The 15,178-nt window shown below is 55.5% G+C and carries 12 protein-coding genes; 3 read left to right on the top strand and 9 right to left on the bottom strand.

The window, feature by feature from the left end:
* Positions 1-106 precede the first annotated feature (106 nt).
* The 6 genes from D9N14_RS11930 to D9N14_RS11905 all read right to left on the bottom strand — a co-directional run bounded on the left by D9N14_RS11930 (position 107) and on the right by D9N14_RS11905 (position 9,751).
* Positions 107-727, bottom strand: a complete 621-nt coding sequence (locus D9N14_RS11930) for a tetratricopeptide repeat protein (protein ID WP_290579897.1) — start codon at positions 725-727, stop codon at positions 107-109.
* Between the two features lie 577 nt (positions 728-1,304).
* Complete coding sequence (locus tag D9N14_RS11925; protein ID WP_290579895.1) at positions 1,305-3,326, bottom strand: putative bifunctional diguanylate cyclase/phosphodiesterase; 2,022 nt, start codon at positions 3,324-3,326, stop codon at positions 1,305-1,307.
* Between the two features lie 126 nt (positions 3,327-3,452).
* Entirely contained in the window at positions 3,453-4,838 is a 1,386-nt protein-coding gene (gene dbpA, locus D9N14_RS11920; RefSeq protein ID WP_290579893.1) for an ATP-dependent RNA helicase DbpA, read from the bottom strand.
* Positions 4,839-5,102: 264 nt separating this feature from the next.
* On the bottom strand, positions 5,103-6,755 hold the full coding sequence (locus D9N14_RS11915; RefSeq protein ID WP_290579891.1) for a GMC family oxidoreductase N-terminal domain-containing protein: 1,653 nt from the start codon (positions 6,753-6,755) through the stop codon (positions 5,103-5,105).
* Positions 6,756-7,010: 255 nt separating this feature from the next.
* Positions 7,011-8,252, bottom strand: coding sequence for a saccharopine dehydrogenase family protein (locus D9N14_RS11910; RefSeq protein WP_290579889.1), 1,242 nt, complete (start codon positions 8,250-8,252; stop codon positions 7,011-7,013).
* Between the two features lie 14 nt (positions 8,253-8,266).
* Positions 8,267-9,751, bottom strand: a complete 1,485-nt coding sequence (locus D9N14_RS11905; protein ID WP_290579887.1) for a carotenoid oxygenase family protein — start codon at positions 9,749-9,751, stop codon at positions 8,267-8,269.
* A gap of 165 nt (positions 9,752-9,916) precedes the next feature.
* Between D9N14_RS11905 and D9N14_RS11900 the strand changes: the two genes are divergently transcribed.
* Positions 9,917-10,543: a TetR/AcrR family transcriptional regulator gene (locus tag D9N14_RS11900; protein ID WP_290579885.1), complete on the top strand. Its 627-nt coding sequence runs from the start codon at positions 9,917-9,919 to the stop codon at positions 10,541-10,543.
* A gap of 20 nt (positions 10,544-10,563) precedes the next feature.
* On the opposite strand, the gene dauA is transcribed toward D9N14_RS11900, so the two are convergent.
* Positions 10,564-12,285 (bottom strand): C4-dicarboxylic acid transporter DauA, encoded by a 1,722-nt coding sequence (gene dauA, locus D9N14_RS11895; RefSeq protein ID WP_290579883.1) that lies wholly within the window; start codon positions 12,283-12,285, stop codon positions 10,564-10,566.
* 104 nt (positions 12,286-12,389) lie between these two features.
* Between dauA and D9N14_RS11890 the strand changes: the two genes are divergently transcribed.
* Both D9N14_RS11890 and D9N14_RS11885 read left to right on the top strand, forming a co-directional pair.
* Positions 12,390-12,572: a CopG family transcriptional regulator gene (locus D9N14_RS11890; protein ID WP_290579881.1), complete on the top strand. Its 183-nt coding sequence runs from the start codon at positions 12,390-12,392 to the stop codon at positions 12,570-12,572.
* A gap of 60 nt (positions 12,573-12,632) precedes the next feature.
* Positions 12,633-12,971, top strand: a complete 339-nt coding sequence (locus tag D9N14_RS11885; RefSeq protein ID WP_290579879.1) for a zinc ribbon domain-containing protein YjdM — start codon at positions 12,633-12,635, stop codon at positions 12,969-12,971.
* A gap of 45 nt (positions 12,972-13,016) precedes the next feature.
* Here the strand turns inward: D9N14_RS11885 and D9N14_RS11880 are convergent, their stop codons facing one another.
* Together D9N14_RS11880 and D9N14_RS11875 are read right to left on the bottom strand one after the other, a co-directional pair.
* Positions 13,017-13,904 (bottom strand): autotransporter domain-containing protein, encoded by an 888-nt coding sequence (locus D9N14_RS11880; RefSeq protein ID WP_290579877.1) that lies wholly within the window; start codon positions 13,902-13,904, stop codon positions 13,017-13,019.
* A gap of 67 nt (positions 13,905-13,971) precedes the next feature.
* Positions 13,972-15,117, bottom strand: coding sequence for a BamA/TamA family outer membrane protein (locus D9N14_RS11875; protein WP_290579875.1), 1,146 nt, complete (start codon positions 15,115-15,117; stop codon positions 13,972-13,974).
* Positions 15,118-15,178 lie beyond the last annotated feature (61 nt).

Genomic DNA, 15,178 nt, shown 5'->3' with positions numbered 1-15,178 from the left:
GGTGATCCAGGGGCAGTTTAAACAGCTTCAGGAATCGTTATAGACTGGAAAGTAAATATCTATATGATTCAATGCTTTAGGGGTGAAGTGGCTAAATCCAACGCTTTTACCGGCCGGACCTCAGATTGGATTGGGCACTCGCTTCATTTTGGTCGGCTGCAACCCTGAACCACTTCATTGCTTCCTCATAGTTTATAGTTACGCCTTTGCCCGTGTCATATATCATGCCAAGATTGTTTTGCGCGCCTACATGGCCCTGTTTTGCAGCATAGGTATACCATTGCTTCGCTTTTTCATAGTCCAGCTGAACACCATCGCCGCTTTCATATTTCACTGCAAGATTGAATTGTGCGTCGGGGAATCCTTGTTCAGCTGACTTCTGAAGCCATCTGAGGGCCGCGTCTGGTTCTGTCGGCCAAGCTTCACCTCGCTCATAGATTACCGATAGGTTGTATTGGGCATCCGCGCTGCCTTGTTCAGAAGCTCTCTCAAACCAGGTAACTGCTGCTTCGTAACTTTGTGGTACGCCTCTTCCGTAGTAATACATTTCGGCCACATAAGCTTGTGCTTCGGGATCACCCTGTTGTGCGTAGCGACTAAAGATAGGGAAAGAAGTTTGATAATCGTCATGGTTATATGCCTCAATAGCCTCATCAATTTCACTTGCCCAAGCTGGGTGGAAGAACATGGCAAGTAGAGCTATCAGCAATGGTTTCTTCGTTAACATGATTACTGCTTTCTTTTAATTAGGTTGAAACTAGAACTGTCCATTCCATTTTGTATGGCTTGTTAATATGTGTTATTGGCCGTTGTCGCGGCCTCACGATGGGAATGCGAACTGGCTATCAACCTAGCTCCTTCCTGTGCACACAGACTCTCTCAAATACAAGGATCATTAAAGCCCTGATGATTGTGGCATTTATAGCAAATCCTACAGCAACTAAAACGCTGATGATTCGACCTGATACTGCCGGACCGAGCATATCCTTTAGAAACACCTGAACTACGTGCTCAAACAGAGGTAGACTCCACGGCATCGGTCCGGCTGCAATGAAAAAGCCCGGAATATTGTAGTCATTGTCCCAATGTCCATATGAACGGGCAAAGTAACACAGTGCGTGATAAGCCAGCCCTAGTCCAATGAACAATAAGAAAGTACGCGTTAGTTTCTTGCCCATTTGATCAATCTTTCATGTGCACTACCGATGAGTAGTCAGCTGCCCAGAAAAATAAGAGCATTCTTCACTTCAATTTACACAAAATCCCGGGGTTAGGGGGAATTTTGTAGAATTCAGACGATAATTTCACCCTGAACTACCCCGCTCCGAGCCTTGAACCAACATCTGCTCGAACTGATTCAGTGGAACCGGACGCGAGAACAGATACCCTTGCTGCAGCCGGCAACCGTGATCGAGCAGGTACTTCGACTGTTCCTGCGTCTCGACGCCCTCGGCGACCACGTCCATCCCCAGCTCGACACCAAGGGCGATGATCGCTGCGGCCAACGCTGCGTCACGCCCGCCCTGCTCTACGTCGGTGACAAACGCTCGGTCAATCTTCACCTCATTCATTGGCAGACGCTTGAGGTAACTCAGCGACGAGTAGCCGGTCCCAAAATCATCGAGAGACAGACCAAAGCCACAGGCGCGCAGCTGTTCCAACCGGCCGATGGCCGCACCGGTATCGCGCATCAACATGGTCTCGGTCAGTTCCAGGGTCAGGCTGGACGGCTGCAGGACATTGTGGATCATCAGGTCTTCCAGTTGCTCAAGCAGTCCCCCGTCGGCCAGGCTGGAAGCGGGCAGGTTCACCGACAACGTCACACCGGGCAGGCCCCGGCGTTGCCATTGTCCCAGGCTGGCACAGGCAGTTTTGAGAACCCAGTCAGTGAGGCCGCCGATCAGGCCGGTTTCCTCGGCCAGCGGGATGAATGAGCCAGGCGGTATCAGGCCGCGCTGGGGGTGCTGCCAGCGGACCAGCGCCTCCGCTCCCACCAACCGACCGTTTTGCGCATCGACCTTCGGCTGGTAGTGAAGGCACAACTGATCATGTTCAATGGCGTGGCGCAACTCGGCTTCGAGCAGCACGCGGTCCCGTGCCCGGTCATTGAGCACCGTATTGAAAAACTGGTGTTGTGCGCCGCCCGCATCACGCGCCGCCCGCGTCGCCTGTTCGGCACGATGCGTCAGACCGGTCAGGTCCTGGGCATCGCCTGGAAAAAGCGAGATGCCGATGCTCGCCGACAACACCACAGTGCGGATACTTATCGGTGCGTCATGCATGCTTATGGGTTCGGCGATGGCATCCAGGAGGCGCTGAGCAACCAACGATGCGCGCTCCTGACTACCCACATCCGTCACCAGAATGGTGAATGTACTGTCCCCTATGCGCGCCACCACGCTAGGTTCGTTGTCGTGTTGAACCGCGGCCAGGTCACCGGCCCGAATCCAGGCCCGCAGGCGCAGGGCGACCTCCGCCAGTACAGCATCGCCCTGACTGCGGCCATAGACGTCCACCACGCTGTGCAGGCGGTCAATTTCCAGATGCAACACCGCGCATCCCGAATTGGTGCGTCGCGCGCGCTCCAGCGTTGGGTGCGCCAGTTCTGCGAACAGTTTTCGGTTGGGCAGGCCCGTGAGTTCGTCATAGTGCGCCAGGCGTTGCGCCCGCTGTTCGGCTTCGGCATGCAGATCATTGAGGCGGGTTTGCGCCATAAACTCTTTGCGCAGCAAGAATTCGCGCCACCAGCCGATGCCGGCTGCCAGCATGAACACCGTAAGAACGTGATACGACCAGTAAGCAATCTGGGGCGGCGACATGTCCGCGTGGGTAGCCAGAAGATACTCGAACGCTGCCAGGATAGTGAGCCCACCGGCAAGTGCATGGCGGAACTGAACCCCCAGTATCACAAAGCAGTAGAACTCCAGGAAGGTGAAGTTCAATACGCCGACCCAGGACTTCAGACCGGCGCCATCTTCGATATCGATGCGCACCAGTGCGTAGAACAGGCAGCCAGAGACCGTGACGATGACGCCTGCCATCACGGACTGCCAATGACGACGAGCGTTTGGCAAAGTCGAATAGGCCAGCGCGACCAGCAGCACCGGCACGGCAAGCGACAGACGGAGGCCATTGCCTGGGCTGTGGCCCATGCCGATGCGGTCGACCAGGTAATCACCCAGGATCAACATTACACCCAGCAGCAGACTCGCCTGCGCGAAGCGGAAGTAGTAATACAGGTAGTGCTGATTGAAACGCCGCTCGAAGTCTGCATCAGAAAAGCGCAGCAGCAGACGAAGCGGCAGTTCCGGGGTGGCGTTACGCATTTTGGGGTTCCAGTCCAGCCATGGATCATGAACCGAGGCCAAAGGGTTGAGTATAGATTAAAGTGTAGTCAACGGATAACCCCATCGCCAATGGCCCAGGCCAAACATGCCTCGAACAAAAGCCAACTAGCGCAACTGCCTCACTTTGAAGGTGCGGCCTTTTAATTTACCTTCGCTGATTTTTTTCAGGGCCTGCTTGACCACATTACGCTTAACCGCAACGTAGGCCTGGAGGTCGAAGATCTGAATCTTACCAACATCCTTGGCCTCGATTCCCTGGTCACCCGTGAGTGCGCCCAGAATATCCCCGGGCCGCAGCTTTTGCTTCTTACCGCCATCGATCTGCAGGGTCGTCATGACGGCATTCTTGACAGTTTGATCCAGCAACCCCAATGGCGGCAGGGTTTCATAAGCCGGTGTCAGATCCAGAAAGTGCCCCAGCCGCTCAACCTTATGGGTTTCCTTCTCGCTGACCAGGGTGCAGGCCAATCCAGAGCTGCCGGCACGTCCGGTGCGACCGATACGATGCACATAGACTTCCGTTTCCCGTGCCATGTGATAGTTGATCACCATCGACACGTCCTCAATATCCAGCCCGCGAGCGGCGACATCCGTCGCCACCAGCACCGCTGCACTTCTATTGGCAAAACGCACCAGCGTCTGGTCCCGGCTCTTTTGCTCCAGATCCCCATGCAGGGCCACAGCGCTGAAACCACAGGCTTTCAACTGGTCTGCCACTTCCTGGGTTTCCGCTTTGGTGTTGCAGAACACTACGGCCGATTCAGGTTCATGGTATTGCAGAATCAGACGGAGAGCGGTTATACGTTGATCTTCTGATTGGAGCTGGTAAAAAATCTGTTGGATACTGGTATCGTCGTGGGTGGATGCCACTTCGATCCGCAACGGATTTTTTAGAATCCGTTTTGCCATGGTCTCGATCTGCTTGGGAAAAGTGGCGCTGAACAGCAAGGTCTGTCGCTCCCCCTGCATGTATTCCACGATGGCATCCACCGCCGGTTGAAAGCCCATATCCAGCATGCGGTCCGCTTCATCCAGGACAAAGGTGTCTATGTCATCCAGCTTAAGAGTACCTTTACGCAAATGCTCTTCTACCCTGCCCGGGGTTCCCACAATAATATGCGCGCCGTGTTCCAACGAACCTATTTGGGGTCCAATCGGCATACCGCCACACAGCGTCAGCACTTTGATGTTATGAATGGCGCGCGCCAAGGAGCGGATTTCCTTGGCCACCTGATCCGCCAGCTCCCGAGTCGGGCTCAGCACCAGCGCCTGCACCCGAAAACGCTTCACATCCAGCCGTTGCAACAACCCCAGGCCGAAAGCGGCGGTCTTTCCGGACCCCGTTTTTCCCTGAGCGATCACATCCCGATTGTTGAGAATGGCAGGCAGGCTTTGCGCCTGGATCTCCGTCATTTCGGTATAACCGAGATCCCCTAAGTTGCTTAGCAGCTCAGGTTTCAAATTGATGGATGAAAAGCTGCTTTGACTCAAATAAAAGCCCTCTGGAAATCAGTTTAGGAATGGAGAAAGGGAATGACTGGATATGGAACCGGAAGGATAAAGGGAGCGGTAACTTATTACAACCGCATCCACTCTCTGGTAGCTGGACATTAACGAGCCTGGATGCACCGCCCAAGGATTCGAGCAAAAGCATCTCTAAGGAAAGGTTGGCCTTACGACCATTTTGCCGGGCAGATATCTGGCTTCACCGCCAGGTTTAACAAGCCAGATATGCCCTGCCCTCTACAAAACCCTTTAAATAATGGTCCCCACGTCATTCTGCACAATCCGATCCATGGCCCGCTCCACGATTGCAGCGATGGTCATGGATGGATTGCAAGCGGCCGTGGTGCCCGGCATGAGAGCACCATCCAAAACATAGAGCCCCTTCTGACCTTTCACCCGACCGTCCAGGTCGCAGACCACGTCAATGCAAGCACCACCCAGGGGGTGCCAGGTACTGTTAACGGTTTTGTTGGTGTTGATCAGCTGGCTTTCGGGACCAGCAACGGTAGATATCCGTTCATGGATACGGGCGGCTAACGCAGCATCGCCGTCCTGTGGCCAGTTGAGTTCTACCCGCTTCTTGACCGGATCATAACTGAAATGACCACGGTCGGCGCTGACACCAAAACCCACCAGCATCGTGGCCGGTGTGCCCGGCAAGGTCGGATCGGTTGCCGAGATGCCATTCATACCTGGCACCAACGAGGTGGGAATGGCGGACGCAAAGTCGCGGCCTGGCTGGAGCGGCGGTATGGAGGCCTGAATGATGGTATTCGCCAGCTGATTGGGATCATCCCATTCGCGACTACCGTAGATCACGGGGCCGCCCTGGCGGGGACCCGGGTTATCCGGCATTTTGTTCCAGATGTAAATCTGGTCACCGTTGGTGCCATAGCCCTGACCCAACTCGTCGGGCAGGTCAGGAATTCTTCCCTCCGCGGCCGCGCTGAGCAGCAACTTGTTGGTGTTGGCGGTACCGGCCGCCAGAATCAGCGTTTGGGTTTTTATGATTTTGTGTTCCAGCACCGTGCCGCGCAGGCTGGTGCGATCCACATACACCAACCAGGAGCCGTCTTCATCCCGCTCGATCTCACGCACATGGTGCAGCGCGGCAACGGTAAGATTTCCGGTGGCCAGCGCCTGATCAATGTAGGTGACGTCCACTGAATGCTTGCCACCGTTCTTCACACCCAGCGCGCAATCGCCGTTGGTATACGAAGGCTCCATCAAACCATCGAGTTCGTCCAAGGCAAACTGCCAGTCGATGGGCATGGGGATTTTCGTCAGGTCGTAGCCTGCTGCCTGCACACGATCAGCAAAGATTCGCGCAGCTTTGTAAGTGGCGCTGTTGATCAACTCGTCCGGAGCGGTTTTGACCTTCAGCATCTCGGCCACACGGGGGTAATAGACTTCATCCATTTCGGTGTAGTCGATGCCAGACGGAAACCAGTCGGTAAAATTCTTTTCGGTGGGCTGCAGCGTCATCCCCTGATACACCAATGAGCCACCGCCTACACCGCAGGCCGAGACGATAGTATGGTTTGGCGAAGGCATGGCTTCGAGAATTCCAGCATAGGGCCAAAGGCCAATGCGGAAGCCGCCATACTCCGGCCAGGCGGTATAAAAGAAATGCTTCTTGCTCAGCACCGTTGCGCTGGGAAACGTATTGGAGTTCGGGCCAGTGGGCCACCAGCGGCCTTTTTCCAGCATCAGAACTTTTACACCGGCCTGGGCCAGCCGCAATGCGCTGATACCGCCACCAAAACCGGAGCCTATGACGACAACACGTTCTTCCGAACGCGTGGTCCGGCGCCATGCCGCTTCGGATTTATTGGGTATGGTCGTGCTGGCCGCGACAGCAGCAGCACCACCGAGGAATTTACGGCGGTCAAATTTATTCATCTGATCGTTCCTTTATTCTTTTTATCTAAAGGCTATTGGGGAGAGAACTTCGCATGTGACAACATGCCGTGTCAAAACATAAAGTAGTCTACTTTCAGACACTAATTAGCCGCAACCTTTCTTTATGTGTAACTTTGTAAATGGAATGCGGATTCAACATAGTGAACCCATTTATCACTACGTGGGTGCCTTACGTGGGTGCCTTACGTGGGTGCCTTTGGACACCCATCGCAAACCCAGCCGCCGCCGTTCAATTTATTGCGCCACTTCCCTGAAGCGGATGCCAGCATGCTGACTCAGCTTCGTTACCAGCGCCTCACCCATGGCCGTGGACGGCGTCCAGAACCCGCCGCCGACCACCTGATTGCTGCTGTCGGCAGCCAAGCACAACGCCGCTTCACCGAGCATGCGTGCAGTGGCGCCGTAACCGGGGTCTTTCTCGCCCTCCACGTCCATGACTAAGCGGCGGCCATCAGAGGTGGTACCGGTGGCCCGCATGACAAAATAACCGTTTTCGATGGTGCGCAGGCTCGGCCCTTTACCGGGTTTTGGCAGGATTTTTTTGATCAGCGGCCGCGTCATTTTTAATGCACTCAGGCCAATCAGGCTCCCCAGGGCCGCAGTGGCACCAGCTGCCAGCACCATTCCTGGCAGCCCCTTGCCGGTGGACATCGCCTCGTCATAAAGGAAATTTTCGCCCCAGGGCATTCCAGCAATGGCGTGGCTGCGTTGCACAACGCGCGTATTGATCGGTGCCATCAGAAACGGGGCGCTCCATTGCCCCAATCCCCTGTCGTACTTCGGCAACATACGATCCTGTTGTGGCCCGCTCTGCCCCGGTTCGGTAAGCCCATAGGGGTTCAGGGTGACCGCGCGGACCTGGGGATCGTCGGTGGCTTCGAACACCATTTCGGTCAGGCTGGCAGCGGTACCACCGCTGAAGCCACCGCGGGCTTTCAGCAACCGCATTTCGACCCGATCACAGTAGGAACCGAAACGCTGCTTCGCCTTCTGTTGCAACAACCAGGTGCCCACATCCGATGGAATGGAGTCGAAACCGCAGCCGTGAACGATGCGTCCGCCGGAAGCTTTGGCTGTGCTGCCATACTGATCCAGCATGGCGCGCATCCAGGGGAGTTCGGCAGTCAGATCACAGTAATCCGTACCGGCTTCGGCGCAGGCCTGCACCAGCGCTGAGCCATAGCGGGCATAGGGCCCCACAGTACTGGCGATCACCTTAGCGCGGCTGGCCATCGCGAACAGTCCCGCACTGTCTGCGGCATCCACATTGATCACCGGCATATCGGTGATCGCCAATTCCCGTTGCAATGCCTGCAGTTTATTCGCATCCCGACCAGCGAGGGCAATGTGGAGGGTATTATCCCCCTGCTGCCGTTGATGCAAATGCTCCGCCACAAAACGGCCGACGAAACTGGTGGCGCCGTACAGCACCACATCAAATTCACGTTCGGATTTAGGGGTAATGTCGTTAACCATATTCAAGTATCAACTCAGCGAACAAAGGATCGGGGGCTGTAGCCGCAGTGAAATCCAAACGGCACATGATTCTGCAACGGCACCACGGCCACCTCCTTCAGGGATTCGGCATCAAAAATAACGACTTCACTTTTGTGGGTGCTGGCGTCATACACCATACTCACCAGCCAGCCTTGTTTATCATCACCGTTATCTGGATCGGCGATGTGCATTGCTTCCGAAGTATATCGCCCCGCGCCCAGAAAATGGGATTTAACTTCTCCGGTTGCCAGGTCGATACTCTGTACGCCATCAAAAAACGTGGCGTTATCTGACATTCCACAGGCGGCATACATCACCGAGGTGGGCTGTGTGGTATAGCGGTGATCCCACTGGGGAAACTCCCCCGGCAAGGCATCGCGGTATTGTCTGGCATTGATTCCACCGCGGGACATATCCAGGCTGTAGCGCCAGAAGGTGCCGCCGAAGGAATCCCCCTGGCTGTGGAAAACATCGCGCAGCAACTGGTTAACCGAGAAATCCTCAAACCGGGTCAGATCCAGCTCAATGGTACCGGCCTCGGTTTCCCAGGCATTGGAAAAATGAATCGCCACAAAGGGGTTGTCCAGGGTAAACACCCGCTCAAGACCAAAATCGGATGTGCGTACCACATAGACTTTCATGCCCAGCTCCGGCCGCCAATCGATGGCCTGGTCAAAGGGAATCAGGCCCGCCAGCCAGGGTAACGGTGATTTCATGGCAATGGGGGACTGAAAGAACACCATATAGTGCTCGGTCAACGCAAAATCATGGCAAAAGCTGAGGTAATCCACCTCGAACGCCCCCTTCTCCACCAGATTGCCGGACGGCGCGATCTTGTAAAGATCAATGGCCCCCTTACCGGTAAGAGCACCTTTGGGGGAAAACGATGGCCGGATACCAAAATTGTAATAAACACCGGTGCGGGCATTCACTTTGCCGTGGGCGCTGAAAGCATTGAATTTGCCCAACTTGCCGTTGTAATCGTGTTCACCAATGGTGTCCAGTGTTGCCGGGTCCAGCTGCCAGGGTCGGCCCCCTTCCCACAGGGCCAGCAGCTTGCCACCATGATACACCAGGCTGGTGTTGGCGCAGTTGGCGGGCAGGCGGCCAATGTTGTTGCGAATCCCGCCCGGCGCGTTATGGCCAAAGCTGCGCATCACGATTTTGTTGGCTTTGGTTTCTGCCAGGTATTTGGGTGTGCGTACGTAACGGTTGCGGTATACCACTTTGTCGTCCTTGAACGACACAGCGTGCAGCATGCCATCGCCATCAAACCAATGCCCGAATTCCTGCCCACCCAATTTGTTGCGCCCCGGCCCGATCCTGAAGAACGTACCTCTAACTGCGGCAGGGATCTGTCCCTTCACTGCACTGATGGGCACGCTGTAATCGTATTCCTGCGCCAGCGTTTCAAAGCCCCGCTGGTGGGAGATTGTCTCGGGCCGGATTGAACGTATGCGTTTAGCTTCGGCAACCATTATCTTTACCCTCTATGTAAGTAGGATCGTATATTCGCAGTATTTTTGTTCTATTTTTTATCACTGCAAACAACTAAACGCATGCGTTTAGTTGCTGCCAATTTATTCCAGATATGAAATAATTGCAACCGAGTTCCCAAACAACCCATAAGTGCTTGAATTTCTATGGCTTCAACCAAGATCAATCCCACCTGGCTGGGACAACCCGCCCTCAATAAAAGAGACGCGATCCTGGCATCGGCACAGTATATTTTTTCCGAACACGGATTCCGCCAGTCCGAAGTGCAAGTGATCTCCAACCAAACCGGCATCAGCAAGGCGACGATCTATAAATTGTTTGGCAGCAAAGACAACCTGCTGCTGGAGATGGTGAAAGAGCTGTTCAATCACTTGGGTATGCTGGCGCTGCAGGAAGTGGCCAGCCCGGAGCCGGCGCTGCAACGCCTTATGGCAATCGCCCGCGCCTTTCTCAGGTTTGGGGAGGAGAACCGTGAACTATGCCTGTTGATTCTGCGGGATGGCGGTCACTGCCTGTCAGAAATAGGGCCCAGCTATCAATCCAGGATGGCTCAATTCCTGCCTGCGGTGGAGCCGTTGTTTGCGGCTGCACGCAAAGATGGCGCCCTGGGGAATGTCGCCACGGATGTCATCATCGATGCCATTCTCAGTTGTCTGTTGGGACACTTTCAGACCTGGCTGATGCTGTATAACGCCCAGGGTAGCCTGATTGAAAAAGGCATGCGGGATGTGCACTTTCTTATACAGGGCTTTGCGGCACAGACGCCCCACTGAGTCTTCTGAGCGGAAACTATTTATGATGTGGATTTCAGGGCCTCTTCCAGCGTACTGGCGAACGCCAGTGCGCCGGGAACCGGCTGCAGTTCTGCGCGGCGCAGTGTGCGCAGGGGCGCAAACTGCAGATCGGTGATGACCACCTGAGTCGACTGGTTACGACACAGGGCGAGAAACTTCTGCAACGCCGACAGGCCACCCGCATCCAGCAGGGGCACCGCATCCATGTACAGTACAACGCCTTTCACACCGGCCACCATCTGCGACAGCTCACCAAACACCCGATCCGCTGCGGCAAAAAACAAGGGCCCATTGATTTGAAAAACCTGCCATCCATCCGGAACGGAAATATCGGGCAGCGCTGCCGTTTTACGGGTGATGTCTTTCACCTGGGTCATGGTGGCGATTTCGCGCATGAACAGGAGAGAAGCCAGCACGATACCTACCGCGATGGCGATCACCATATCAAACAGCACCGTCAATGACAGACAGGTGATGAACACCAGGACATCCCCGGCTGGCGCGGTTCTGAGCAGGTGCAAGGCTTTGGGGGCTTCACTCATATTCCAGGCCACCATCAATAACAATGCCGCCATGGAGGCCATCGGCAAATAGGCCAAGAGGGGTGCCAGTAGCACGATGGCGGCCAAGACCACCATCCCATGGATGCATGCAGCGACGGGCGATTGCGCACCGGCTTTGACGTTTGCGGCAGAACGGGCAATTGCGGCGGTGGCGGTGATCCCCCCAAAGAACGGGGTGACTATGTTGCCGATGCCCTGCCCCAACAATTCACTGTTGGCACTGTGACGCTTCCCGGTCATGCCGTCCAACACCACCGCACACAACAGGGATTCGATGGCGCCCAACATGGCAATGGCAAACGCGCCGGGCAACAGGGCCTCGATGGTGGACAGAGACAGCTCAAATGGCACGCCCTGAGCCCCGGGATAAGACCAGGGCCAGTCCAGATGCGGCGCAAAAGGTGGGATGCCGTTACCGATGCTGCCATCGGGTAGCTCATAGTGAAAACGGGTTCCGATGGTATCCACGAAGACCCCGTGTTGACTGAGGCCCCAGGCCAGCACGCTGCCGATGACCACCGCCGGTAAATGGGGCGGCACCGCCTTATTGACGCGCAGCCACACCAGCAAGGTCAGCAGCGTTACCGCCCCCACCAGCAAATTGGCCCAGGATGCGTCCGGTATCGCGGCGGCCAAGGCGAACAGTTTCCCCAGATAGGATTCCGGCATCTTCTCGATCGCCAGTCCGCCGAAATCCCTGACCTGCAGGGTGGCAATGACAATGGCAATGCCTCCAGTAAACCCGAGGGTGACCGGTTCGGGGATGTATTCGATATAACGGCCCAGACGCAGCAGCGCCATGCCCACCATAATGCAGCCCGCCAGAAGACCGGACATCAGCAAGCCGGCAAAGCCATGCTGTTGGGCAACGGGGTACAGGATCACCACGAACGCCGCCGTAGGGCCAGAGATACTGAAGCGGCTGCCACCGGTGAGTGCAATCACCAACCCGGCCACGATGGCGGTGTACAACCCATACTGCGGCGCCACTCCACTGGCAATCGCCAACGCCATGGCCAAGGGAATCGCAATGATACCCACCGCCACCCCCGCCAAGGCATCCTTGCGCAGCCGGTCCAGACCGTAGCGCTCCTGCAGGCAGCTCTCCCGCATGGCATGGGCGATTCGCAACGAAAACAAGTGGGCACGGTTGGGCATTGCGGTGAACTCCACAACATCACAAAGTCTGATTATAATACTATTATTTTACAATGATAATGTTATTATCATGGCATTATCATACTGACAGCAAAGGTTTCGACATGGAAAGCAAGACTGCTCGCCTGACGGTGCTCATAGATCCAGTCAAAAAATCCGCCTTTGAACAGTTGTGTGCAGCCCAGGATTTGACTCCTTCCCAGGTGGTACGCCAGCTTATTCGAGACTATCTGGACAAGCACGGCGTGGATTACGCCACCCGGGCGCAGCTCAACACGGATAAATAGCCGGATCAGTCACCCGACCTTCACAATCAACCATCACATTCCACCCCAGCGGAGCCATTCGTGAGCACACTACCCCCTTGCCCCCAATGCAGTTCAACTTATACCTATGAAGACGGCACCATGCTGGTTTGTCCGGAGTGCGGACATGAGTGGGTCGCCGGTGAGTCAGAACGGGTTGACGATGGCCTGATGGTGAACGACGCCAACGGCAATCGTTTGCAGGATGGTGACACCATTACCGTGATCAAGGATTTGAAAGTAAAAGGCAGTTCCCTGGTGGTCAAGGTGGGAACGAAAGTGAAGAACATCCGCCTGGTCGAAGGCGATCACGATATCGATTGCAAGATTGACGGGATCGGGGCGATGAAGTTGAAATCGGAATTCGTGAAGAAGGTTTGAGAGATTGGGGCCTTGGTCTGGTTTTTTGTTCTGCAAGCCACACGCTCAAAAACTGGCTGCGAGCCCCACAGCATGGCCGCGGACGTTATCCCCAAAACGATATCGCAACACCAGGCGCACTCTTGAGACGATGATGTCATAGGCGCTGGTGTCCAGCTCCCCACCCAACCCTAGGGAGGTCAAGTGGTCGAAACCAATCACTTCCACCTGATCTCCGAAGAACGTCGAATGGGCCCCCTCATACACGTACCGAAAGGGCCGACCTAACAGCTGCCATCGACTTGGCACCCGCCATCGCATATAAAGATTGGTGGAGATGGCATCACTTTTCCCATCGACAAAATCGCCGGTGGACTGGTAGTTTTCCAGCACGACATAGTTGTAACGCCATTCGATGTCGATATCCCGTGCTGGCTGGTAATCTTCATAGTCCAACATAATGGAACCACCGTAACCGGCCGCATCCAGTTTGCCCCCATCCAAAAACTCGAACTCTTTATCTTTCACATAATCCAGATAGCGGCCAGCGATGGAAACATCACTTTCCAGATGGCCATAGGCAAAATCCGCAATGGGACGGATGACCAGATTCTTGCGAATCCTGAAATCCCAGCCCACGCCAGCGGTGACCATAAAGCTGGTCCACTTCAGGGGAATGTCCCGGGTTTCCGCACCGTCAGTATAGGCAAAGGTGGGATCGTAACGACTGTAGGCCACCCCTCCCTCCAGATACAACGGAACATCCCGACTGATGGTAAAGCCCCCGGCAAGCTGGCTCATCGTCATTTGTGGGTCACCGGATTCGGTATTGGTGATGGACAGCGTACTGGTGGTGACGTCCGGCACCACTGAATAGCCCATCACCGCCAACACTGCGTTGGTGCGGCGCTGCAGCAGATCATCGGCAATATCGCCCACACCGGTCAGCGGCATGGTAACCAGCAGTGTAATAAGCAAGACTCGGGAAAACGGATTCAATCTGGGTATGACTCAGTTGGCATCAGGGGCGGGACCAGGCACTGCCCACTTGAATGTAGAAGGCTTCTTCATCTTCGCTGAAGGCAAAGTCCATTCCCACATGTATGCCGTATTTGCGGGCAATTTCATAGCGGAATCCGAAGCCGCCGGCCGGTACATGCTCACTGTCATCCCCCTTGCCCTCAAACCGGGATTCCGCTTGGCTCCAGGCTTTCCCAACGCCGGCAAACCCTAACACACTGAAGCGATTCCACAACTGCCAACGCAGCTCCGCCTCAACCTGTGCCACCTCATCACCCTGGTAGCGCATGGCAGGCACACCCCGCAGACTGATATAGGGCCGCAAATAAAACGGTGGCTCCTGAAAACTCGCGGTGCCATCCAGGCGCAACCCCAGGAACCAGTCCGAGCTCAGCGGACGGTAATGCAAGCCGAGCAATTTCAGGCGCTGGAACTCATCGTCACCACCCAGATTGGGGCCGAACCAGCCACCGGACAATTCCAGATAACTGCCCTTGACCGGCGTGAATACGTTATCCCGGGTATCATAGCTCACGGAAGGCAACAGTCCGGCGATCTTGGTATTGCTGTCAAAGGGCGGCAACCAGGGCACGTCGCCCGACACATCAAAACTTACGTCGATATCCGCATAGGCGTACCCCAGCCCCACCCATATACGGGTATCGCCCAATCGGTACTTGGCCTGGCCAATGGCCAGTCTGGGGTCCAGGTTATAGCGAAGGGGATGATCGGCCAGAACGTCGTTCTTGCCGATACCATAGAAATCCAGATTCACAGAAGCATCGAAGTAACCCACCAGGGTTTGCAACCGCCCATCCATCCAATAGCGAATATCCCCGGTGAACAGGCCTTCAGTTCCATTTTCGGTTCTCATTCCCCCTACCGCAGTGATGTTGGGGCGTTTCAACTCAGTGGCGCTGCCCAGGGGCGAACTGATGAACATCACCCCAGCGGCCAGGCCGTAGCCCACAGCAGGCTCGGTGATGGGGATCATCACCGGAAGAAAGCCATAGGCCTGATCCAGAAAACCACTGACGTCGAACTGGCCGTCCTCCCCTTCAAACATGGAGGGGGCCTTGTCTTCGGAACCAACTTCGGCCTCTGCAGCCAGGGCCAAGGAGGACAGCCCCATCAGCAGATAAAACACGAAACTTAGACCGCAGCCAAGAGTACGTAGCCACAAGCAAAGATGATTCAACCCAATCATT

The organism is Ketobacter sp. (genome assembly GCF_003671495.1).
Classification (GTDB): Bacteria; Pseudomonadota; Gammaproteobacteria; order Pseudomonadales; family Ketobacteraceae; genus Ketobacter.
The sequence above is the reverse complement of the archived record's forward strand: the minus strand, read 5'-3'. Positions and strand labels throughout refer to the sequence as shown.